This is a genomic window from Microbacterium hydrothermale (assembly GCF_004854025.1).
GTDB lineage: Bacteria > Actinomycetota > Actinomycetes > Actinomycetales > Microbacteriaceae > Microbacterium > Microbacterium hydrothermale.
Genome location: NZ_STGM01000004.1, coordinates 202445 through 224583 on the forward strand (window position 1 = coordinate 202445; position 22139 = coordinate 224583).

Consider the following 22139-nt stretch of genomic DNA (forward strand, 5'->3'; position numbering starts at 1 on the left):
GGACGCGAACGAAGAATCTTCCCGTCAGGCAGTCATGACCACGTCATCCCCCTCCACTCGTCAGGCCCCGGCTCCGGCCAATCCCCGCTCGCGCGTCATCACCGCGAGCCTCATCGGCACCACGATCGAGTTCTACGACTTCTACGCGTACGCGACCGCGGCCGTGCTCGTCTTCCCGATCCTCTTCTTCCCGACCGGCAACGAGACCACCTCGCTGCTGCTGTCGTTCAGCGTCTTCGGCGCCGCCATGGTCGCGCGCCCCCTCGGCGCCGTCGTCTTCGGTCACTTCGGCGACCGCTTCGGTCGCAAGGCCACCCTCGTGGCATCCCTGCTGACCATGGGTGTCGCCACCTTCCTCATCGGTCTGCTGCCGACGTTCAACGAGATCGGCGTCTGGGCGGCGATCCTGCTGCTGATCATGCGTCTCGCGCAGGGCTTCGCCCTCGGCGGCGAGTGGTCGGGCGCGGCGCTGGTGGCCACCGAGAACGCCCCGAAGGGCAAGCGCGCGCTGTTCGGCACCTTCCCGCAGCTAGGTGCGCCCATCGGCTTCATCATCGCCAACGGCATCTTCCTCATCATCAACTTCGCGCTGCCGCACCCGGACGGCACGGCGCAGCGCTCGGCGGAGTTCCTCGCCTGGGGCTGGCGCGTGCCGTTCCTGTTCTCGGCCGTGATGGTCATCGTGGGCCTCTGGGTGCGCCTGCGGCTCGTCGAGAGCGAGTCGTTCGCGAAGGCGGAGAAGAGCGGCGTGATCCGCAAGTTCCCGCTCGGCGAGGTCATCCGACGCAACTGGAAGCAGCTGATCCTCGGCACGTTCATCATGCTGGCGACCTACGTGCTCTTCTACCTCATGACGAGCTTCACGCTCTCGTACGGCACCAAGCCGACCGCCGAGGGCGCCGCGGCCGCCGCGGAGAAGGCCGGGACCGCGTTCGACGCCGCCGCATACGTACCGGGCCTCGGCTTCGGATACACGGACTTCGTCATCATGCAGATCATCGGCGTGGTGTTCTTCGGTGTCTTCACGATGCTGTCGGGCCCCCTCGCCGACCGCTTCGGACGCAAGCGCCTGCTCATCGTGGTGACCACGGCGATCATCGTCTTCGGTCTCACCTTCGCGTTCTTCCTGCTGCCCCAGGCCGACGCGACGCTCACCCACGTGTACGTGCAGGCGTTCCTCATCATCGGGTTCCTGCTCATGGGATCGACCTTCGGCCCCATGGGCGCCGTGCTGCCCGAGCTGTTCCCGACGAACACGCGGTACACCGGCTCGGCGATCTCGTACAACGTCTCGTCGATCCTCGGCGCCGCGCTGGCCCCGATCGTCGCCGTGGCGCTGTGGGCCGCGGGCGACGGCAACCCCTGGCTCGTCGGGGTCTACCTGTCGGCGATGGGCGTGCTGACCCTCGTCGCGCTCGTGCTCTCGCCCGAGACCAAGGACGTCGACTACGACGACAACATCGCCGCGGGGGCGACGGCACCGTAACGCCGGTCGTCTCGACGACGGATGCCACGGGGCCCCGGCCTCGTGGCATCCGTCGTTCCGCGACGCACCCCTCCTCCCCACCGGTGCTCCGGCGCGGGTTCTCCCCGACGCGACCCTGCGCGGGCGACGCGCATAGCCACGGAAGGTACGGTCGGAGTACCCCGATTCTTCTCCCGAGGATGAGCATGTCTTCACCCGCTTCCGCGCGCGGTCGGCGCGGCCGCCGCCCCGCCGACGGTCCGCGCGCATCGTTCCGTCAGCTGCTGCCGTTCCTTCTCGAGCACAAGCGCACGCTCGGCGTGGTCGCGGTGCTGAGCGTGCTGGGGGCGGCGGCGACGCTCGCGCAGCCGCTGCTGGTCGGCCAGGTCATCACGCGCGTGCAGAACGCGGTTCCCCTCGGCGCCCTGGTCTGGCTGCTCATCGCCTTCGTCGTGCTGTCGTCGGTGATCTCCGGCTTCCAGCACTACCTGCTGCAGCGCACGGGCACGGCGGTGGTGTACTCGTCGCGACGCCGCCTGATCGCGCGCATCCTGCGACTGCCCGTCAGCGAATTCGACGCGCGGCGCACGGGCGACCTCGTCTCGCGCGTGGGTACCGACACCACGCTGCTCTACGCCGTCCTCACCCAGGGATTCGCGGATGCCGTCGGCAACGCCCTCATCCTCGTCGGCGCCGTGATCGCGATGGCCTTCATCGACCCCCTCCTGCTCGGGCTGATCGTCGTGGTCGTGGGCGCCTCGCTCGCGCTCGTCGTCGTGCTCAGCACCCGCATCCGCGCGGCCTCCGCCGACCAGCAGGCCAAGGTCGGCGAGCTGTCGTCGGGCGTCGAGCGGGCCGTGGGCTCGATCCGCACGATCCGCGCCGCGGGCGCGACCGAGCGCGAGATCACCGCCGTGACCGAGAACGCCACCGCGGCCTACGCCGCCGGGGTGCGGATCGCGCGGGTCTCGGCGCTGATCGTCCCGGTCGCGTTCGTGGCCCTGCAGGTGTCGTTGCTCGTCGTGCTCGGCGTCGGCGGGTACCGCGTGGCATCCGGGGCGATCGACGTCGCCTCCCTGGTGACGTTCGTGATCTTCCTCTTCCTGCTCGTCCAACCCCTCGCCTCGGCCATCGGGGCGATCACGTCGGTGAACCAGGCGCTCGGCGCGCTCGGGCGCATCCAGGAAGTGCTCGACCTTCCCCTCGAAGACGACGACGACAGGCCCGCCGGGTCGGCGACGATCCCGGGTGCCGCGGCGATCGTCTTCCAGGATGTGCGCTTCCGCTACCCCGAACACGTCGTCAAGGCGCGCGAGGCGGCGGCCGCGGAAGCGCGATCGGTGCTCGCCGGGGCGCACCTCGATGCGACCGAACCGGCGCCCGCCGAGACCGACCACGAGGTGCTGCGCGGAGTGTCGTTCACCGTGCCGCGCGGGGCGCGGGTCGCCCTCGTCGGACCGTCGGGGGCGGGTAAGAGCACGATCCTCTCACTCGTCGAGCGGTTCTACGACCCGACCGCGGGAGCGATCCTCGTCGACGGGGTCGACGCGCGCGACCTCCCCCGCGACGACCTGCGCGCGCGCTTCGGCTACGTCGAACAGGACGCGCCCACCCTCGCCGGCACGATCGCCGACAATCTGCGACTGGCCTCGCCCGATGCCTCGGACGCCGACTGCGAGCGCGTGCTGCGCGAAGTGAACCTCGGCGACGTGCTCGAGCGCAACCCGCTCGGCGTCGATGCCCCGGTCGGCGAAGACGGCGTGATGCTCTCGGGCGGGGAGCGTCAGCGTCTCGCGATCGCGCGGGCACTGCTGGCCGCACCTCCGGTGCTGCTGCTCGACGAGTCGACCTCGTCGCTCGACGGGGTGAACGAACAGCGCATGCGCGAGGCCATCGACGCCGTGGCGACAGGCCGCACGCTGCTCGTCATCGCGCACCGCCTGTCGACCGTCGTCGACAGCGACCTGATCGTCGTGCTCGAGGACGGCCGCGTCGTCGGCCAGGGCACGCACAGCGAGCTCGTGGCATCCACTCCCCTGTACCGCGACCTGGCGAAGCACCAGTTGCTGGTGTAGCCGCGCGAGCGGGGGGCGCTCGCGAGCCGCCGGCACGCGCGCCGCGCGAGACCGCATCCGGCCGACATCTCGGCTGCAGCGCGGCACCGAGTCGTCGGCGGGATACCGTCTCGCGCTCGCCCTCCCGGAACGCACCGACGCCCCTTCCGCGCGCCAAGAACGGGAGGGGCGTCGATTCCAGGGCTCGCCCCGCGGCGCGACACGGCGCGGGGGCGAACCGGTCTCAGGCGCGCTGCAGGCGGTAGCGCAGCGACGCGAGCTCGGCGCGCAGGGCGGCCGGCAGGTGCGAACCGAAGGTGTCGTAGAACTCCTCCGTGAGGTCGGCCTCGGCGAGCCACGAGTCGCGGTCGATCGCGAAGAGCTCCTCGAGGTCGGCGGAGGGCAGGTCGAGGCCCGTCAGGTCGAGGTCTTCGGTGCGCGGCAGGCGTCCGATCGGGCTGTCCACGGCATCCACCTGTCCGTCGACGCGGCGGATGATCCAGTCGATCACGCGGGCGTTGTCGCCGAACCCGGGCCACAGGAAGCGGCCGTCGTCGCCCTTGCGGAACCAGTTGACCTGGAAGATGCGGGGCGCGCGGTCGAAGCGCAGCTTCTGGCCGACCTTCAGCCAGTGGCCGAAGTAGTCGCCCATGTTGTAGCCGCAGAACGGGAGCATCGCGAAGGGATCGCGACGCAGCTCGCCGACCGTGCCCTCCTGCGCCGCGGTCTTCTCGCTCGACACGGTCGAACCGAGGAAGACGCCGTGCGACCAGTCGGTGGCCTCGAGCACGAGCGGGACGTTCGTGGCGCGGCGACCGCCGAACAGGATGACGTCGAGCGGGACGCCCTCGGGGGCCTCCCAGTCCTCCGCGATCTGCGGGCACTGGGCGGCTCCGACGGTGAAGCGCGAGTTCGGGTGGGCGGCGGGGCGGCCCGACGCGGGCGTCCAGTCGTTGCCCTCCCAGTCGATGAGGTGCGGCGGCGCCTCGTCGGTCAGACCCTCCCACCACACGTCGCCGTCGGGGCGCAGGGCGACGTTCGTGAAGATCGTGTTGCCCCACAGTGTCTCGATCGCGGTGACGTTGGTCGACTCGCCGGTTCCGGGGGCGACGCCGAAGAAGCCGGCCTCGGGGTTGATCGCCCACAGGCGTCCGTCTTCGCCGGGGCGGATCCAGGTGATGTCGTCGCCGAGCGTCTCGACGCGCCAGCCGGGGATCGTCGGGCGGAGCATCGCCAGGTTGGTCTTGCCGCAGGCCGAGGGGAACGCCGCGGCGACGTGGTAGGCCTTACCCTTCGGGTCGATCACGCGGATGAGCAGCATGTGCTCGGCGAGCCAGCCCTCGTCACGGCCGATGACCGAGGCGATGCGCAGCGCGAAGCACTTCTTCGCCAGGATCGCGTTGCCGCCGTAGCCCGAGCCGAACGACCACACCTCGAGGGTGTCGGGGAAGTGGACGATGTACTTCTCGTCGTTGCACGGCCAGGCGACGTCATCCTGACCGGGAGCGAGGGGCGCACCCACCGAGTGCACGGTCTTGACCCACGGCGCACCGTTCGCGATCTGCTGCGTGACGGCGGTGCCGACGCGGGTCATCACACCGATGGATGCCACGGCGTATGCGCTGTCGGTGATCTGCACGCCGATGTGGCTGAGGGGGCCGCCCACGGCGCCCATCGAGAACGGGACGACGTACATCGTGCGGCCGCGCATAGACCCCTCGAACACGCCGTTGAGCGTCTCGCGGATCTCGGCCGGGGCGATCCAGTTGTTCGTCGGTCCGGCGTCCTCCTCGCGCTGGGAGGCGATGTAGGTGCGCGACTCCAGGCGGGCGACGTCGCCGGGGTGGGAGCGGGCGAGGTAGGAACCGGGACGCCACTCGGGGTTGAGCTTGATGAGCTTGCCCTCGTCGACCATTTCGCGCAGCAGCGCGTCGTTCTCGGCGGCGGAGCCGTCGACCCAGTGGATGCGGTCGGGCTGCGTGAGAGCGGCCACCTGGTCGACCCAGGCGGTGAGGGCGGCGAGCCCCGGGCCCTCGACGGCCGGCTTCACGCCGTGTCCGGGGCGGGCAGCGGGGGCCGCGGCGGCGCGGCCGGTGGAGCGGGGGGCGAAGATGTCGGCGAGTGCCATGTCGTTCTCCTCGGTTGAGAGCGAAATCGGTGGTCTTCCCCCATCTTGAGGGCGTTGAACGAGGATTTTCCCGCGCCTCTCGATGTAAAAAATCCGATTCTTTCGATATGGTCAAGGAATGGCTTCGTCGTTCGAACTGACCACGCTCGGTCATCGCATCCGGCATCACCGCCTCGCGCGGGGGTACACCCTCGACGAGCTGGGCGCGCTTGTCGGTGTGGCGGGCAGTCAGCTCAGCCTCATCGAGAACGGCAAGCGCGAGCCCAAGCTCTCGCTGCTGCAGGAGATCGCGCGCGCGACCGAGACCGAGGTCACCGAGCTGCTCTCGCGCGAACCCCCGAACCGGCGGGCCGCGCTCGAGATCGAGCTCGAGAAGGCTCAGACGTCCCCGTTCTTCCGCCAGCTCGGCATCCCGCCGGTCAAGGTCACCAAGGGCACGAGCGACGAGACGATCGAAGCCGTGCTGGGTCTGCATCGCGAACTGCAGCGCCGCGAGCGCGCGACGATCGCGAGCCCCGAGGAGGCACGCCGCGCCAACACCGAGCTGCGCCTGCGCATGCGCGAGATCGACAACCACCTGCCCGACATCGAGCGACTGGCCGAGAAGCAGCTGAAGGCCGCGGGGCACTCCACCGGGGCGCTCACCCACCGCACGGTGAGCATCATGGCCGAGCAGCTCGGGTTCGAGCTCATCTACGTCAGCGATCTCCCCCACTCAGCGCGCTCGGTCACCGACCTCGAGAACGGGCGCATCTACCTTCCCCCGGCATCCATCCCGGGAGGCCACGGGCTGCGGTCGATGGCCCTGCAGGCCATGGCGCACCGCCTGCTCGGCCACCGCCCGCCCACCGACTACGCCGACTTCCTGCAGCAGCGTCTCGAGATCAACTACTACGCGGCGTGCTGCCTCATGCCCGAGACGAGCGCGATGTCGTTCCTCGCCCAGGCGAAGAAGGATAAGAACCTCGCCGTCGAGGACTTCCGCGACGCGTTCGGCGTCACGCACGAAGCCGCCGCGATGCGCATGACCAACCTCATGACGACCCATCTCGGCATCCGTCTGCATTTCCTGCGCGTCGACGGCGATGGAGCGATCTCGCGCGTCTACGAGAACGACGGACTCCCCCTGCCCACCGACGTCACCGGCAGCGTCGAGGGCCAGGTCGTGTGCAAGAAGTTCTCGGCGCGCTCCGCTTTCGCCGAGCACAACCGCACCACCGAGCACTACCAGTACACCGACACCCCCGCCGGAACGTTCTGGTGCTCCACCCAGACCGGGACGACGAGCGACGGCGACTTCTCGATCACGGTCGGCGTGCCCTTCGACGACGCGCGATGGTTCCGCGGGCGCGAGACCCCCAAGCGCGGCGTCTCGCACTGTCCCGACGAGTCCTGCTGCCGCCGCCCCGACACCGAGGCCGCCGAGCGCTGGCAGGGCAAGGCCTGGCCGAGCGCGCGCGTGCACCGGCACATGTTCTCTCCGCTCCCCCGCGGGATGTTCCCGGGCGTCGACGACGCGGAAGTCTTCTCGTTCCTCGATCGCCACGCGGACGGCTGAGGCGCGGCCCGGGGCGCCGCGGCTGCGATCGCCGCCCAGCCTCGGCCGATCCGCGCACTGCTCGACACGAAACGAACACGACACACGCGCGGTCTCTTCACGAAAAGTAAAACATTTACATTGGCGGGACACTCACCGACACGGAGGCTCCCGACATGTCACACCTTCGCACCGTCCTGTTCCCCGCCCACCCGTCCGCTCGCGCGCAGGCCGCCGCCCCGCGCTCGACCCGCACCCGCCGCGGCGCCGCCGGCGCCGCCGGCGTGCTCGCCCTCGCCCTGGCCGTCTCGGGCTGCGCCTCATCCGCCGCCTCGTCGAGCAGCAGCGGACCGGCGTCGTTCGGCACCGCCAGCGTCGCGCTCAGCTGGATCAAGAACTACGAATTCGCCGGCTACTACTTCGCCGAAGACGACGGCGACTACACCGACGCCGGCTTCGACAAGGTCGACCTCATCGCCGGCGGCGGCAACACCAACTCGTGGGACCTCGTCCTCTCGGGACAGGCCCAGGTGGGTCTCGCCTCCGACCTCACCGGCATCACCGGCGCGATCAACGACGGTGCCGGACTGAAGATCATCGGCGCCCAGTTCGTGAAGAACCCCGTCGGCTTCGTCTCGCTCGCCGGCAATCCGATCCGCACCGTCGCCGACCTGAAGGGAAAGCGCATCGGCGTCGACGCCGGCGGCAAGCTCGCCGTCGAAGCGGTGCTCAAGGCCAACGACCTGCCCGCCGACACCGTCGAGTTCGTCTCCGTCCCCAACGGCGTCGACCCGCTCATGAACGGCGAGGTCGACGCGCTCATCGGATTCCTCACCAACTACCCCATCGCCGTGAAGAACGCCGGCGGCGACGTCGTCACGATGTCGTTCGCCGACGCGAACTACGCCCAGTTCGGCGATGCGGTCGTGGTCAGCGACAAGGAGCTGGCCGAGAACCGCGACGAGCTGAAGGCGATCATGAAGGCCAACATCGAGGGCTGGAACACCGCCCTGACGAAGGGCACGGATGCCATCGCCGACATCGCCATGAAGCACGGCGGCGCCGACAACGGCCTCGACAAGCAGCTTCAGGTCGACTCCGCGAGCGTCCTGCCCTCCTTCATGCTCACCCCGGACACGGTCAAGAACGGCATCTTCACCCTCACCCCCGACCTCGTGGACCAGGCGGTCGCATCGCTCGCCGCGGCCGGAATTACAGCCGACCCGAGCATGTTCGACACCTCGCTGCTGCAAGAGGTGTACGCCGAGAACCCCGACCTGATCCCGGGCTTCACCGTCCCGGCATCCTGAGCCCCGCTCCCGCCCCGCATCGAGAGAGGACGCCGCGACATGATCCCCACGCCCGCACGCGGCGTCCTCGCGGGCGCCGCCGGACTCGCCGTGCTGATGCTCGCGTGGCACGTGGTGGCCGTGACGGTCTACCTGCGCGACAACGGCACCCCCGGTCCGGTGCCCCCACCGTTCCCCGTCTTCGCCCGCGCCGTCACCGGACTCGTCGACGGCGCCTACGCCGAGGGTCTCGCGGCCACGGCCGGGGCGGCGCTGACCGGCTACGGCCTGGCCGTCGTGATCGCGCTGGCGCTCGGCATCCTGGTCATGATCACCCCCGCGCTCGGCCCGTTCGCCTCGCAACTGGGTGTCGTGGCCGCGTGCGCCCCGGCCGCGGCGATCGCCCCCATCGTCGTGCTGCTGAGCCCCTCGGGCAGTCGCGCCGTGAGCGTGGTGCTGGCCCTGCTCGCCGTGGAGTTCCCCCTCGTCGTCGGGGTGCTGCTGGGGCTGCGCTCCGCGGCGCCCGCGCAGATCGACCTCGTGCACGCCTACGGCGGAGGTGCCTGGACGGCCATCCGCACGGTGCGGGTCGTGTCCGCCATCCCGGCGCTGCTCGCGGCGCTCAAACTCGCCGCCCCGGCCGCGTTCCTCGGCGCGATGACCGGGGAGTTCTTCACGGTCGGGGTGGACGAGGGCGCCGGGCGACTGCTCATCTCGCAGCAGTACGTCGGCGACTACACCGGCATGTGGGCGATCGCCCTGCTCGCGACGCTCGTCTCGGCACTCGGCTACGGCGCGGTCGCCGCGCTCGGCCGCGTCCTCGCCCCCTGGACCGCCCACACCGGGAGCACACGATGACCCGCACGCCCACCTGGGTCTGGACGACCCTGTGCACCCTCGCCACCGCCGTGCTGCTGCTCGTCGGGTGGCAGCTGGCGATCGGCCTCTCGGGCCTGAGCCCCTACCTCGCCAAGACGCCCGTCGACGTCTGGCGTTACCTCTTCGTCGACGGTGCGGGCAACCCCGCGGCCGCGGCCGATCGCCGCGCGGCCCTGGGGCCGATGATCGGCGTGACGGTCACGCACAGCGCCGTCGGCCTGCTGCTGGGCGTCGGGACGGGCTTCGTCGGCGCGGTCGCCCTGACCGTCTCGCGCTCGCTGCGCGCGGTCTTCCTCCCCCTCGCCCTGCTCCTGCAGACGGTGCCGCTGATCGCGATGGCACCGGTCATCTACGCGGTGTTCGGCTCCGGCATCCTCACCGCGGCCGTCGTCGCCGCCGTCGTGACCTTCTTCCCGCTGCTGATGAACATCGGCGCGGGGCTGTCCTCGTCCACGCCCGAGACCATCGACCTCGTACGCGCCTACGGGGGCGGACGATGGACCCTGCTGCGGTTCGTGCAACTGCCGGCATCCCTCCCCTCGCTGTTCGCGGGGCTCAAGCTCGCCGCACCCGCCACGGTGTCGGCGGCGACGCTCTACGAGTTCCTCTTCTCGTTCGAAGGGCTCGGCGCGAACCTGCTGACCAGCAAGTCCTACTCCGACTACGGACTGCTCTGGACGCTCGTGGTCATCACGGTGCTGCTCTCCCTCACCGCATACGGACTCGTCGTGCTGGCCGAGACGCTCCTGCTCGCCGGCCGCTTCCCGTCGCGTCACTCGACTCCCGCTCAGAAAGGCTCCGCATGACCGAGTCCGGTGTGCACCTCCGCGGCCTCACCCGCCACTTCGCGGCGCGCGGCGGCCCCGTCGTCGCCGTCGACGGCGTCGACCTCGAGACCCCGCGCGGCTCGTTCCTGTCACTGCTCGGGCCCTCCGGCTGCGGCAAGTCGACGGTGCTGCGCATGCTCGCGGGCCTGGACGCGCCCACCTCGGGCGAGGCCACCGTGCACGGCCTCACCCCGGCGGCCCTGCGCCGCGAGCACGCCTTTGGGATCGCGTTCCAAGACCACGCGCTGCTGCCCTGGCGCACGGTCGAGCGCAACATCGCCTTCCCCTTCGAGATCGCGGGACTGCCCGTCGACACCGAGTGGGTGCAGGAGCTCCTGCGGATGGTGCGGCTCGAGCAGTTCGCGAAGGCGCGACCCTGGCAGCTGTCGGGCGGGATGCGCCAGCGTGTCGCGATCGCCCGGGCCCTCGCCCTGCGCCCCGGCGTGCTTTTCCTCGACGAACCCTTCGGAGCCCTCGACGACGTGACGCGACAGCGGCTCAACGTCGAGCTGCAGCGCCTGTGGATGGAGCAGCAGGCGACGACCGTCATGGTCACGCACGGCGTGCAGGAGGCGGTGTTCCTCAGCGACAAGGTCGCGGTGATGAGCCCGCGTCCTGGTCGCATCAAAGAGGTCATCGACATCGATCTCCCGCGCCCTCGCACCCTCGAGATGACCAGCACCCCCGAATTCCACTCCTACGTCGACCGCGCCTCCGAGCTCCTGTTCCACTGATCCCCCGAAAGGCCCGCACCATGACCGAACTCACCGCCGTCGCCGCCACCCGCATCGCCCCCGACCTCGACGCCGCCGAAGAGGGCATCCGCATGTACATGCGCGCGATCGGGCTCGACACCGAGCACCCGACCCTCGTCGACACCCCGCGCCGGGTCGCGCACGCGGGCCTCGACCTGTTCTCGGGGATGGACGGCGATCCGCACCGCGCCCTCGGCGGCGGCGAGCCCATCGAGGGCGTCTACCCCGGGCCGGTCGCCGTGCACGACATCCCGTACTCCTCGATGTGCGAGCACCACCTGCTGCCGTTCCAGGGCGTCGTGTCGGTGGTCTACCTGCCCGACCGCGCACTCGCGGGCATCGGCGACTTCGACGCGATGCTGCGCGTGCTCGCCGCCCGCCCGCAGATGCAGGAGCGGCTGGCCGATCAGATCGCCGAGGTCGTCTCCGACACGCTCGGCGCGAAGGGCGTCCTGGTGCGGCTGACGGCCCAGCACGCGTGCATGTGGGCCCGCGGCGAGCGGACGGTCGGGGCGACGGCGTTCTCGCTCGCGGCGCGCGGCGTGTACGACACCGACCCGTCGGCCCGCGCCGAGGCCCGGGTGCTCCTCGGACTGCACTGAGATGCCGAGCTCCCCCGAGATCGCGCGGGTCGCCGCTCGCGAAGGGGTCGCCCTCGTGCCGATCGGCGCGACCGAGCAGCACGGGCCGCACCTGCCCGTGACGACCGACACGACCATCGCTGCCGCGTTCGCCACCGCGGCGGCGGCCCGCGTCGCACGGGACGTCGCCACCTGGGTCCTCCCGGCGCTCCCGTTCGGCTTCTCGCCCGAGCACGCCGGGCGCGCGGGCACGATCGGCCTCTCGGCGCAGACCCTGCTCGGCGTCGCGGACGACATCGGTCGCGGGGTCGCCGCGAGCGGCATCCATCGGCTGCTCTTCGTCAACGGCCACGGCGGGAACCCCGAACTGCTGCACGTGGCATGCCGCCAGTTGCGCGAGAACAGGGGGTTCGCCGCGTTCGCCGTGCACGTGCCGGGGCTCGGGCTCGCGCCCGAGCTCGCGGAGGGCGTCACCACCGGAGACCTCGACGCGCACGCGGGTCACTACGAGACGAGTGTGATGCTGACCCTCGATCCGGCCGCGGTCGAGATCGACGCGGCTCGTCCCGACGGTCTGGACGCCGTGCGCGCCGCGGCGAACGGACTCACCCGCCCCTTCGGCGCGGTCAGCGTGCCCTGGCACGTCGACGACCTGTCGCGCTCGGGCGTCATCGGCGATCCCACGACCGCCGACGCCGCCTGGGGCGAGCGGGCGTTCGCGGCCCAGGCGGCGACTCTCGCCGACATCGTCCGCGCCGTGGCGGAGCACCCCCTTCCGCCCGAGTGGGTACACTCGCGGCGGAGGGATGCCGAATGACCGACGGTCCAGGCCGGACGCCGACCCTCCAGGAGGTGGCGACGGCGGCGAAGGTGAGTCTCGCCACCGCCAGCAACGCTCTGACCGGCAACCGCGGGGTGAGCCCGAAGCTGCGCGATCGCGTGCTCGAGGCCGCGCAGAGCCTCGGATACCCGCGTGCCTCCGCGCGGCGACGTACCGACCGCACGACCGTGGGCATCGTGCTGCCCGATGTGCGGCATCCGGCCTACGCCGAGCTCGCTCACGCGTTCGAGCGCGAAGGCGCGCAGCGCGACTGGGCGCTCGTGCTGGCCGGATCCGACTATCAGCCCGACATCGAGCTCGAAGCGCTCGAGAACCTCGTGCGCAGCACCGACGGGGTGCTGCTGTCGCCGTCGCGCCCGCCGCGCTCGGGCGTGCACCGCCTGCAGGCCAGTCCCGTGCCGATCGTCGCGTGCGACGAGCCCGCGGACTCGGCGCTCATCGGCGGGTGGGTGCGGTCCGACAACTTCGGCGGAGGCCGCGCCGCCGCCCACCATCTCGTGGACGTCGGCGGCACCCGCTTCGCCATGCTCGGCGGCGAGGGGTACCTGCCGTCGACGAAGGAGCGTCGCGAGGGCTTCCTCGCGGGTCTCGCCGACCGGGGGTTCGCGGCCGACGACGTGCTGATCATCGGCGAGGACTACGGCATGGACGGCGGCCAGAGCGCGATGGCCGAGCTGCTCGAGACCGACGCCGATGTCGACGCCGTCTTCGCGGTGAGCGACCTGCACGCGGTCGGCGCGTTCTTCCGCGCCCTGCAGGAGGGGCGGTCGGTGCCGGGCGATCTGCTGCTGTGCGGCTTCGACGGCGTCGGGTGGACGCGGCAGATCTCACCGACCATCACCACGGTCCGCCAGGACTGGGGCAAGATCGCGGCGCGCGCGATGGACATCCTCGACACCCTGATGGCCGGTGGCGACGGCGACCGCGCGGTCATCCCGGTCAAGCTGGTGCCCGGCGAGTCGACGCGGCGCTGACCGCGCGCGTCCCCGGCGCGCGGTGGCGGGCCCGGCGCGGGGCGGCTCGGGGCGGCGCGGGGCGGGGCGGCGGAACGGAACGGCGCGGTAGCTGCGAGCCGCCGCGGGGCGGCGGATGCGGGCCGAACTCCTGAGAAATCGGTGCCGTTCGTCCGCGCTGGCCCGCAACTCCGCGGAATCCGCTCGTCGGGAGCCGAAAACTCAGGAGTTCAGCCCGGCATCCCTCGGCACAGGACGACGGATGCCACGACCCCGGGCCCTCGCGGGGCGCCGGGGTCGTGGCATCCGGTGTCTTCTGCGGCCCGGTCAGGCGTACGGGTTGGCCGTCAGCGTGTACTTCGTCTGCAGGTACTCGTGGATGCCCTCGTCGCCGCCCTCGCGGCCCAGGCCCGACTGCTTCCAGCCGCCGAAGGGCGCGGCGGCGTTGGAGACGACGCCGACGTTGAGGCCCATCATCCCGGTCTCGAGCTTGTCGATCATGCGCTGACCGCGCGCGAGCGACTCGGTGAAGACGTACGAGACGAGGCCGTACTCGGTGTCGTTGGCGAGGCGCACGGCGTCGTCCTCGTCGTCGAAGGGGATGATCGCCAGCACGGGTCCGAAGATCTCCTCGCGGAGGATGTCGCTGCCCGGCTGCACGTCCGACACCACGGTGGGCTCGAAGAACGTTCCGGGTCCGTCGATGGGCGATCCGCCGGTCGTGACGGTCGCGCCGCGCTCGACGGCATCCCCGACGAGGGTCTTGGCCTTGTCGACGGCGCGGTCGTCGATGAGGGGTCCGATCTGCACGCCCTCCTCGGTGCCGCGGCCGATCTTCATGCCCTGGACCCGCTCGGTGACACGGCGCGTGAACTCCTCGACGACGCTGCGCTGCACGATGAAACGGTTGGCGGCGGTGCAGGCCTGGCCGATGTTGCGGAACTTCGCGAGCATCGCCCCCTCGACCGCCTTGTCGAGGTCGGCGTCGTCGAACACGACGAAGGGGGCGTTGCCGCCGAGCTCCATCGAGGTGCGCAGCACACCCGGCGCGGCCTGCTGCAGGAGCTTCACGCCGACCGGGGTCGAGCCGGTGAACGAGAGCTTGCGCAGGCGCGGGTCGGAGATGATGCGCTCCGAGACCGGGCCGGTGTTCGTGGTGGTGACGACGTTGACGACGCCGGCGGGGAGACCGGCATCCTGCAGGATCTGCGCGAAGAACAGGGTCGTCAGCGGGGTGAGGGTGGCCGGCTTGATGACGACCGTGCAGCCCGCGGCGAGCGCGGGGGCGATCTTGCGGGTCGCCATCGCGAGGGGGAAGTTCCAGGGGGTGATGAGGTAGCAGGGACCCACGGGGTGCTGCGAGACGATCATGCGACCGGTGCCCTCGGGGTTCGCGCCGTAGCGACCCTGGGTGTGGGCGGTGACCTCGCTGAACCAGCGCAGGAACTCCCCGCCGTAGCCGACCTCGCCGCGCGCCTCGGCGAGGGGCTTGCCCATCTCAAGCGTCATGAGCAGCGCGATGTCTTCCTTGCGCTCCTGCAGCAGGTCGAACGCGCGGCGCAGGATCTCGGCGCGCTCGCGCGACGGCGTGGCCGCCCACGACGGGAAGGCGTCGGCCGCGGCATCCATCGCCGCGACGCCGTCGTCGATCGACGCGTCGGCGATCTCGAGCAGCACGTCACCGGTGGCGGGGTCGTTCACGGCGACGGTCTTGCCGGCCTCGGCGCTGCGCCACTCCCCGTTGATCAACAGGCCGGTGGGTACGGATGCCAGCAGCTCGCTCTCGCGTGAATCGGTCATGGGTCCTCCTGGATCGGTGTGCGGGGTTCCCCGCCATTCTGCTCAGCCCGCGGTGCGGGACCGATATACGTCGTGTACAAACCGGACAGCCGCGTCGCCGCCACGGACGGGGTGGTTGCGACGCGGGCGAGCGTCGGCGCGACCGATGGGGCGACGAGCTGTGCCGCACCGGGCCGGGCCGCGCCAGGCCGCGCCGGGCCGGCTCACACCGGGGCAGGCCGCGATAAACGCTCTCCCTGGCCAGAAACGCGGCAAGGCAGTGTGTCTCGCGAGAATCGGCGTTTATCGCGGGTTCCCGGCCGGGCGAGGCGACACCGGACGCGTCAGTTCGCCGCGGCCACCGCAGGCGCCGCCATCACCCCGGCGAGGAACCGCTCGAGCCCCTGCGGGTCGTCGAGGGGCAGCACGTGCGCCACGTACTGATCCGGACGCACGACCACCACCGCCCCCTCGGCGCCGATGCCGCGCTCGGCGAAGATGTCGCTGCTCGTCCAGGCCGAGGGGGCGGCGGCGAAGACCTTCTCGAGGTCGGTCAGGCCGAGCGGCCCCGAGCGCGGGCGGAAGAGGGCTGGCACGTCGACGACGTCCTCCCAGCGCCCGGGGAAGACCGCCTTCACGTCGAACACGGCGTCGAGGTCGGCTCCGGCGGGGGTGAAGCGCTCCACGATCTCCTGCCCCTCGGATGCCCACTTCTGCAGCGCCGAGCCGTCGGCATCCGCGAAGGCGTAGATCCGCCACCGCCCGTCGGCCTTCGCGTAATGGCCGAGGTGCACGGCGTTGCCGTCGCACACCCGCACGACCTCGACGCTCTGGAAGCGCTTGCCGACGGGGAATCCGGATGCCAGCTCCTGCGCCGCATCTCCCGCGACGATCCGCGAGGGGGCGTAGTGCGTTCCGAAACCGGAGGGGAACTCGGCGGTGGCGAGGTAGTAGGTCGCGAGTTCGGCGGGGTCGGTGATCTCGCCGGGCTTGCGGGCCATGAGCGAGGACCATTCGCGGTCGAAGTCGATGAGCTGCTGCGCGACCGGGCGGCGCTCGGCGTCGTACGACCGCAACAGCTCGGCGGGAGCGAGGCCGGTGAGCACGTGGCCGAGCTTCCAGCCGAGGTTGAACCCGTCCTGCATCGAGACGTTCATGCCCTGCCCGGCCTTCGCGCTGTGCGTGTGGCAGGCGTCCCCGGTGAGGAAGACGCGGGGGCTCTCGAGGTCGTCGACGAACTGGTCGGTCACCCGGTGCCCCACCTCGTAGACGCTGTGCCAGGCGACCTGCTTCACGTCGATCGAGTACGGGTGGAGGATCTCGTTCGCCCGGCGGATGACCTCCTCGATCGGGGTCTGCCGCACGCGGTGGTCGTCGTCGGCGGCCACTTCGCCCAGGTCGATGTACATGCGGCTGAGGTAGCCGCCCTCGCGCGGGATGTGCAGGATGTTGCCCGCGGCCGCGTTGATCGCGCACTTGATGCGCCAGTCGGGGAAATCGGTCTCGACGAGCACGTCCATCACGCCCCAGGCGTGGCGCGCGGCGGCACCGACGTGCGTGCGGCCGATCGCCTGCCGCACGCCGCTGCGCGCCCCGTCGCAGCCCACGACGTACCGCGCGCGGATGGTCCGCTCCCCGGCGGTGGTGCCCACGCGCACCTCGACGTCGTCGGCGCGCACCTCCAGGCCCAGGAACTCGACGCCGTAGTCGGGGGTGATCCGCGCCGGTCCGTGCGCGGCGGCCTCGGCGAAGTAGTCGAGCACGCGCGCCTGGTTGACGATGAGGTGCGGGAACTCGCTGATCTTGAAGCCGTAGTCCTCGGTGCGGCTGGTGCGGACGATGCGGTCGGGGTTCTCGGGGTCGGGGGCCCAGAAGTTCATCCAGCCGATGTTGTAGGCCTCGGCGGTGATGCGGTCGGCGAAGCCGAACGCCTGGAACGTCTCGACGCTGCGGGGCTGGATGCCATCGGCCTGCCCGAGGGCGAGCCGCCCCTCGCGCTTCTCGATGAGGCGCGTCGTGAGCTGGGGGAACTGCGACATCTGGGCGGCGAGCAGCATGCCGGCGGGCCCTGAGCCGACGATGAGCACGTCGACCTCGTCAGGTAGTTCGGCGGGCCGATCGAGACCCGTGCCCGCGGCGTTCTGCACGCGCGGGTCGCCCGAGACGTAGCCGTGGTGGTGGAACTGCATCGTTTCTCCTGACGTCGATGTCGGGTTGCGTCGCCGTGCTTGCTGTTCTATATTCGAACGCGACGTTCAGCTATCGAACGAGAGGCTAGCCGACCCATGTCGTCACGGCAAGACGCCGCCCCGGCCTCGCAGACCCTCAGTCGCGGCATCCGCCTCCTCGAAGAGCTCGCCGACGCCCGGTCGCCGCTCTCGATCGACGACCTCGCGGCCCGCGTCGAACTGCACCGCTCGGTCGCCTACCGCCTGCTGCGCACGCTCGAAGACCACGGACTGGTGACGAGGGATGCCGCGGGCGCCGTGCGCCTGGGAACGGGACTCGCCGCACTGGCTGCGGGAGTGGCCGCCGACCTGCAGGCCGAGGCCCTGCCGGAGCTCACCGCCGCGGCGAACGAGTTGGGCATGACCTGTTTCCTCGTCGTCCTCGATCACGACGAATGCGTGACCCTCACCAGCGTCGAGCCTCGGCACGCCGTCACCGCCGTGGCGCAGCGGCCGGGGGCGCGGCATCCGGTCACCCGAGGAGCCCCCGGACGGGCGATCCTGGCGCAGCTGCCCCCGCGCCGGTGGCCCGACGCCGTCGACGCCCGCCTCGCGGCCGAGGTGGCCGAGGCCGGCGAACGCGGGTGGGCGACCAGCCACGACGAGGTGGTCCCCTCGCTGCGCGCGGTCGCCGTGCCGCTGCCGGTGCAGGGCCGCGAGCCCGCCGCGGTCGCCGCCGTGCACGTGGCCACCGCCCTCGACGACGCCGCGATCGCGGCACGCCTGACCGCCGCCGCCGAGGCGATCCGCGGGGCGCTGTAGGACGCGGACGTCACCGCGCATTCCGCGAAACACGAGGGGCTCCGAGGGTGCTTCGTGCACGCCTCGAAGGCCTCGCCAGGTGCAGAATGCGTCGCGCGCCGGACCGCGCGAGCCCTATACTCGATCCCGTCAGGCGCACGCGGTCGTGCGTCGCTGCTCGAAAAAAGGGCACGTAGCGGCTTCCCGCGAGACACATACGGCATTCCTCCGTCTCCGTCTCGAAAGGTCCCTTCGTCATGCCCACCGTCTCCGCGCACGTCGCGCACACCCTCGCCCGCCACCTCGACACCGTCTTCGGCGTCATGGGCAACGGCAACGCCTACTTCCTCGACGCCCTCGGCCGAGACACCCCCGCGGGATTCGTCGCCGTGCGCCACGAGGCCGCCGGTGTGGTCGCCGCCGACGCGCACTACCGCGCGTGCGGGCGCATCGCCGCCGCGACCGCGACCTACGGCGCCGGGTTCACGAACACGCTCACGGCTCTCGCCGAGGCGGTGCAGGCGCGCACACCGCTCGTGCTGATCGTCGGCGACGAGCCCACCTCGGGCCCGCGCCCGTGGGGCGTTGATCAGATCGCCCTCGCCGCCGCCGTCGGCGCCCGCACGTACACGGTCGGACACCGCGACGCCGCCGCGACCATCGTCATCGCGATCGAGCACGCCCTCACCTATCGGCTCCCGGTCGTCATCGGCATCCCCTACGACGTCGCCACCCGCGACGCGGGAGAGATCCCGGATGCCGCGGCCCCGGGCGCGGAGCCCCGGGTGACGCCGGAGCACCCTCCGCTCGACGCCTACGCCGACGGGGTGATCGATCAGATCGTCGACGCCCTCGCCGGAGCCGAGCGTCCGGTCCTGCTCGGGGGGCGCGGCGCGTGGCTCGCCGGCGCGGGAGCGACCCTCGACGAGATCGCCGCCCTCGCCGGCGCCCTCACGACCACCAGCGCCCTGGGACGCGGACTCTTCTCCGACCCGACGCGCGACCTCGGCGTCGCCGGCGGGTTCGGGGCGCCGGGAGCGATGCAGCTCGTGCACGACGCCGACGTCGCGGTCGTCTTCGGCGCGGGGCTCAACCAGTTCACGATGCGCTTCGGCGAGCTCTTCGCCCCGGGGGCGCGGGTGTTCCAGGTCGACCTCGCGCCGACCGCGACCCACCCGCACGTCGGAGGCTTCGTCCGGGGCGACGCCGACGACGTCGCCCGTGAGATCGCCCGACGCCTCCGCGGGCGCGGATCGTCGCCGTCCACCTGGGGAGCGGGTCTCGACCTCGAGGCCGCCCGGCGCCAGCCCGCGGGTCGCCAGGTGGGCCCCGACGGCCGCCTCGACCCCCGCACGGCGGCGGCGCGCCTCGCCGAGCTGCTGCCCGAGGACCGCGTGGTCGTGCACGACGGCGGCCACTTCATGGGCTGGTCGAACATGTATTGGCCGGTCGAGTCCCCCGACCGCATGCTCATGGTCGGCACCGCGTACCAGTCGATCGGTCTGGGCTTCCCGAGCGTCCCGGGCGCAGCGGTCGCCCGCCCCGACTCCGCGATCGTGCTCAGCACGGGCGACGGCGGAGGCCTGATGGCCCTCGCCGACCTCGAGACGGCGATCCGCGTCGCCGGTGGCCGCGGCATCGCCGTGGTGTGGAACGACGCGCAGTACGGCGCCGAGGTCCTGAACTACGGCATCAAGGGTCTTCACCCCGACCCGATGCTCATCCCCCAGGTCGATTTCGCGGCCGTCGCGCGGGGGTTCGGCGCCGAGGGCGTGGTCGTCGAGACGGTCGACGACCTCGACGCCCTGGCATCCTGGGTCGCCCGCGGACCCGAGGACCGGGGGTTCCTGCTGCTCGATCTGCGCGTGAGCGCCGCGGTCGTCGCCCCGTTCTGGGAGGAGATCGCGGCGCGCTGACGCGCGGTCTGAGACGACAGCGCGCGAGCCTATGCCGTGCGCGCACGATCGCCGTGGACCCCTGCCGATCGACGACGTCGGTGCCTACGGTCGGCATCATGTGCGGAATCCGACGGAGGCGCCCGAGGGCGGGGATGCCGCGATGACCGCGGACATGCCGGTCCACATCGCGGCTCTCGCCTGTTCGCTCCTCGCGGCGTGCTGCGCCGCCTCGGGGCCGATCCGGCAGCGACGCGAACGGGGCGTCGTCTCGCTGCTGATGACCGTCGCGATGCTGGATGCCGCCGTGCTGCACGTCATCGCCCCGATCGTCTGGGCGAGCGTGCTCGTCGCGGCCGCCCTCGTGCTGAGCGCGACCCGCCGCGTGCGCGAGGGGCGCACCGGCGGCGGAGTCTTCTCCGCGGCCGGTCTCGTCGTCATGGCCGCGCTCCTGGCCACCGGTGCGCACGGCGCGTCGCCGACCGTCGCGCTCTCCCATCACGGAGCGGGCGCCGGTGCGCCCGTGCTGCAGGGGCTCGGCGTCGTCCTCGCGGTGGGTCACGTCGCCGCCTCCGCCCACCGGATGCGGCGCGGTTCATCGACGGAACGCATCCACCACACGGCGATGGGCGGGTCGACGGCGCTCATGGCCGTGGCGGTGCTGCTGTGAACGCTGCGGACGCGCGCCGGCACGCCTCACGGCCCCGCCGCACCGGAGCGCGACGGGGCCGTGAGGGGTGCGACTCAGACCTTCGACAGCCCGCGCACCGGGCTGACCGCCTGCTCGGCCTCGTGATCCGGACCGAGGGGGATGCCGCTGCGGTCGCGCAGCAGCAGCGTGGCGATCGCGCCGAGCACGACCATGCCCGCGAGGTACCACGTCACCGACATCGTCGATCCGGTCTGCTTGACCAGCGCCTCGGCGATGGTCGGCGCGAACGCCCCGCCCAGGATCGCGCCGAGCGCGTATGAGATCGACACCCCCGAGAAGCGGATGGATGCCGGGAACAGCTCGGCGTACAGCGCCGCCTGGGGTCCGTAGGTGAGGCCCAGGCCGACGGTGAGAACGACGAGACCGAGGGTGAGCAGGGCGATGTTCGCGGTGTTCACGAGCGGGAACAGCAGGAAGACGCCCACCAGCAGCGCCGCCCAGCCGACGAGATAGGTGGTGCGGCGGCCGATGACGTCGCCGATCCATCCGCCCACCCACGTGAAGACGAGCCAGGACACCGCCGAGATCGTCACCGCGCCGAGCACGTCGGCGGTCGCGAGCCCCACCGGACCGTCGGGATTGGTCGCGTAGCGCTGGATGTACCCGCCCGTGGTCATGTACCCGACGGCGTTGTTGCCCGCGAAGACGAGGGCCGCGATCAGCACGAGCAGAGCGTGCGTGCGGAACAGCTGCACGATCGGCATCCGGGTCTTCTCCTTGCGCTCGGCGAGCTCGACGAAGACCGGGCTCTCCTCGACCTTGCGGCGCACGTAGAAGCCGATCAGGATCAGCACGAACGACAGCAGGAACGGCACGCGCCAGCCCCACGCGAGGAAGGCGTCGCCGGGGGCGATCAGCGCCATGAGCGCGAGCATGCCGCTCGCCAGCAGCAGGCCGAGGGGAACGCCCAGCTGGGGCGACGCGCCGAAGAGGCTGCGCTTGGCCTTGGGGGCGTGCTCGACGGCCATGAGCACCGCACCACCCCACTCCCCGCCGGCCGAGATGCCCTGCAGCACGCGCAGCAGGATGAGCAGCACGGGGGCCGCGACCCCGATGGCCTCGTACGTCGGCAGGACGCCGATGAGGGTGGTGGAGGCGCCCATGAGGATCAGGGTGATCATGAGCACGACGCGGCGGCCGTACTTGTCGCCGAGGTGCCCAGCGAGGAAGGCGCCGAGGGGGCGGAACAGGAAGCTCAGTCCGACCGTGAGGAACGACAGGATCTGCGCGATCCCGGGTCCGGCCGGAGCGAAGAAGAGCTGTCCGAACACGAGGCCGGCGGCCGAGGCGTAGAGGAAGAAGTCGTACCACTCCACGGTGGTGCCGACGACGGTGGCGAAGACCACGCGGCGCCGGTCGCCGGAGGTCGAGATGGTGCCGGTGGGCGTGAAACCCGACGGATGGGAACGGGACATGGGGGGGCTCCTTCGAGACGTCATCGTCGCGCCCCGGACGTCGTCGTCGGTGACGAAGCA

Annotated in this window: 17 protein-coding genes; 13 read left to right on the forward strand and 4 right to left on the reverse strand. The window is 71.5% G+C overall.

Annotation, left to right across the window (positions count from 1 at the left end):
* The first annotated feature begins 34 nt into the window (after positions 1–34).
* Positions 35–1486, forward strand: coding sequence for an MFS transporter (locus FB047_RS10150; protein WP_136587072.1), 1452 nt, complete (start codon positions 35–37; stop codon positions 1484–1486).
* A gap of 185 nt (positions 1487–1671) precedes the next feature.
* Positions 1672–3540, forward strand: coding sequence for an ABC transporter ATP-binding protein (locus tag FB047_RS10155; RefSeq protein WP_136587073.1), 1869 nt, complete (start codon positions 1672–1674; stop codon positions 3538–3540).
* A gap of 223 nt (positions 3541–3763) precedes the next feature.
* On the opposite strand, the gene FB047_RS10160 is transcribed toward FB047_RS10155, so the two are convergent.
* A complete protein-coding gene (locus tag FB047_RS10160) occupies positions 3764–5647 on the reverse strand; it encodes a phosphoenolpyruvate carboxykinase (GTP) (RefSeq protein ID WP_136587074.1) in 1884 nt (627 codons plus the stop codon).
* A gap of 118 nt (positions 5648–5765) precedes the next feature.
* Between FB047_RS10160 and FB047_RS10165 the strand changes: the two genes are divergently transcribed.
* From FB047_RS10165 to FB047_RS10200, 8 genes are all read left to right on the forward strand, one after another.
* Positions 5766–7205, forward strand: coding sequence for a helix-turn-helix transcriptional regulator (locus FB047_RS10165; protein WP_136587075.1), 1440 nt, complete (start codon positions 5766–5768; stop codon positions 7203–7205).
* Between the two features lie 155 nt (positions 7206–7360).
* Positions 7361–8494 (forward strand): ABC transporter substrate-binding protein, encoded by a 1134-nt coding sequence (locus FB047_RS10170; protein ID WP_136587076.1) that lies wholly within the window; start codon positions 7361–7363, stop codon positions 8492–8494.
* Between the two features lie 39 nt (positions 8495–8533).
* On the forward strand, positions 8534–9331 hold the full coding sequence (locus FB047_RS10175) for an ABC transporter permease subunit (RefSeq protein WP_136587077.1): 798 nt from the start codon (positions 8534–8536) through the stop codon (positions 9329–9331).
* Positions 9328–10158, forward strand: coding sequence for an ABC transporter permease (locus FB047_RS10180; protein ID WP_136587078.1), 831 nt, complete (start codon positions 9328–9330; stop codon positions 10156–10158). The genes FB047_RS10175 and FB047_RS10180 overlap by 4 nt, the downstream gene beginning before the upstream one ends.
* On the forward strand, positions 10155–10913 hold the full coding sequence (locus FB047_RS10185; protein ID WP_136587079.1) for an ABC transporter ATP-binding protein: 759 nt from the start codon (positions 10155–10157) through the stop codon (positions 10911–10913). The genes FB047_RS10180 and FB047_RS10185 overlap by 4 nt, the downstream gene beginning before the upstream one ends.
* A 20-nt stretch (positions 10914–10933) precedes the next feature.
* On the forward strand, positions 10934–11536 hold the full coding sequence (gene folE, locus FB047_RS10190; RefSeq protein WP_136587080.1) for a GTP cyclohydrolase I: 603 nt from the start codon (positions 10934–10936) through the stop codon (positions 11534–11536).
* Position 11537: 1 nt separating this feature from the next.
* Positions 11538–12332, forward strand: coding sequence for a creatininase family protein (locus FB047_RS10195; protein ID WP_136587081.1), 795 nt, complete (start codon positions 11538–11540; stop codon positions 12330–12332).
* Positions 12329–13330, forward strand: coding sequence for a LacI family DNA-binding transcriptional regulator (locus FB047_RS10200; protein WP_136587082.1), 1002 nt, complete (start codon positions 12329–12331; stop codon positions 13328–13330). Before FB047_RS10195 ends, FB047_RS10200 begins: the two co-directional genes overlap by 4 nt.
* Positions 13331–13636: 306 nt before the next feature.
* On the opposite strand, the gene FB047_RS10205 is transcribed toward FB047_RS10200, so the two are convergent.
* Positions 13637–15109 (reverse strand): NAD-dependent succinate-semialdehyde dehydrogenase, encoded by a 1473-nt coding sequence (locus FB047_RS10205; protein ID WP_136587083.1) that lies wholly within the window; start codon positions 15107–15109, stop codon positions 13637–13639.
* Positions 15110–15432: 323 nt separating this feature from the next.
* Complete coding sequence (locus FB047_RS10210; protein WP_136587084.1) at positions 15433–17277, reverse strand: FAD-dependent monooxygenase; 1845 nt, start codon at positions 17275–17277, stop codon at positions 15433–15435.
* Between the two features lie 96 nt (positions 17278–17373).
* On the opposite strand from FB047_RS10210, the gene FB047_RS10215 reads away from it, so the two are divergent.
* The 3 genes from FB047_RS10215 to FB047_RS10225 all read left to right on the forward strand — a co-directional run bounded on the left by FB047_RS10215 (position 17374) and on the right by FB047_RS10225 (position 20622).
* Entirely contained in the window at positions 17374–18078 is a 705-nt protein-coding gene (locus tag FB047_RS10215) for an IclR family transcriptional regulator (RefSeq protein WP_136587085.1), read from the forward strand.
* 236 nt (positions 18079–18314) lie between these two features.
* Positions 18315–19973, forward strand: coding sequence for a thiamine pyrophosphate-binding protein (locus tag FB047_RS10220; RefSeq protein ID WP_136587086.1), 1659 nt, complete (start codon positions 18315–18317; stop codon positions 19971–19973).
* Between the two features lie 142 nt (positions 19974–20115).
* On the forward strand, positions 20116–20622 hold the full coding sequence (locus FB047_RS10225) for a hypothetical protein (RefSeq protein WP_136587087.1): 507 nt from the start codon (positions 20116–20118) through the stop codon (positions 20620–20622).
* Positions 20623–20696: 74 nt separating this feature from the next.
* Here the strand turns inward: FB047_RS10225 and FB047_RS10230 are convergent, their stop codons facing one another.
* On the reverse strand, positions 20697–22079 hold the full coding sequence (locus FB047_RS10230; RefSeq protein ID WP_136587088.1) for an MFS transporter: 1383 nt from the start codon (positions 22077–22079) through the stop codon (positions 20697–20699).
* Positions 22080–22139: the final 60 nt, after the last annotated feature.

Bases quoted from the DNA above. Each gene is read 5' to 3' on its own strand.
- FB047_RS10150 (WP_136587072.1), top strand. From the start codon at position 35: ATGACCACGTCATCCCCCTCCACTCGTCAGGCCCCGGCTCCGGCCAAT.
- FB047_RS10155 (WP_136587073.1), top strand. From the start codon at position 1,672: ATGTCTTCACCCGCTTCCGCGCGCGGTCGGCGCGGCCGCCGCCCCGCC.
- FB047_RS10160 (WP_136587074.1), bottom strand. From the start codon at position 5,647: ATGGCACTCGCCGACATCTTCGCCCCCCGCTCCACCGGCCGCGCCGCC.
- FB047_RS10165 (WP_136587075.1), top strand. From the start codon at position 5,766: ATGGCTTCGTCGTTCGAACTGACCACGCTCGGTCATCGCATCCGGCAT.
- FB047_RS10170 (WP_136587076.1), top strand. From the start codon at position 7,361: ATGTCACACCTTCGCACCGTCCTGTTCCCCGCCCACCCGTCCGCTCGC.
- FB047_RS10175 (WP_136587077.1), top strand. From the start codon at position 8,534: ATGATCCCCACGCCCGCACGCGGCGTCCTCGCGGGCGCCGCCGGACTC.
- FB047_RS10180 (WP_136587078.1), top strand. From the start codon at position 9,328: ATGACCCGCACGCCCACCTGGGTCTGGACGACCCTGTGCACCCTCGCC.
- FB047_RS10185 (WP_136587079.1), top strand. From the start codon at position 10,155: ATGACCGAGTCCGGTGTGCACCTCCGCGGCCTCACCCGCCACTTCGCG.
- folE (WP_136587080.1), top strand. From the start codon at position 10,934: ATGACCGAACTCACCGCCGTCGCCGCCACCCGCATCGCCCCCGACCTC.
- FB047_RS10195 (WP_136587081.1), top strand. From the start codon at position 11,538: ATGCCGAGCTCCCCCGAGATCGCGCGGGTCGCCGCTCGCGAAGGGGTC.
- FB047_RS10200 (WP_136587082.1), top strand. From the start codon at position 12,329: ATGACCGACGGTCCAGGCCGGACGCCGACCCTCCAGGAGGTGGCGACG.
- FB047_RS10205 (WP_136587083.1), bottom strand. From the start codon at position 15,109: ATGACCGATTCACGCGAGAGCGAGCTGCTGGCATCCGTACCCACCGGC.
- FB047_RS10210 (WP_136587084.1), bottom strand. From the start codon at position 17,277: ATGCAGTTCCACCACCACGGCTACGTCTCGGGCGACCCGCGCGTGCAG.
- FB047_RS10215 (WP_136587085.1), top strand. From the start codon at position 17,374: ATGTCGTCACGGCAAGACGCCGCCCCGGCCTCGCAGACCCTCAGTCGC.
- FB047_RS10220 (WP_136587086.1), top strand. From the start codon at position 18,315: ATGCCCACCGTCTCCGCGCACGTCGCGCACACCCTCGCCCGCCACCTC.
- FB047_RS10225 (WP_136587087.1), top strand. From the start codon at position 20,116: ATGACCGCGGACATGCCGGTCCACATCGCGGCTCTCGCCTGTTCGCTC.
- FB047_RS10230 (WP_136587088.1), bottom strand. From the start codon at position 22,079: ATGTCCCGTTCCCATCCGTCGGGTTTCACGCCCACCGGCACCATCTCG.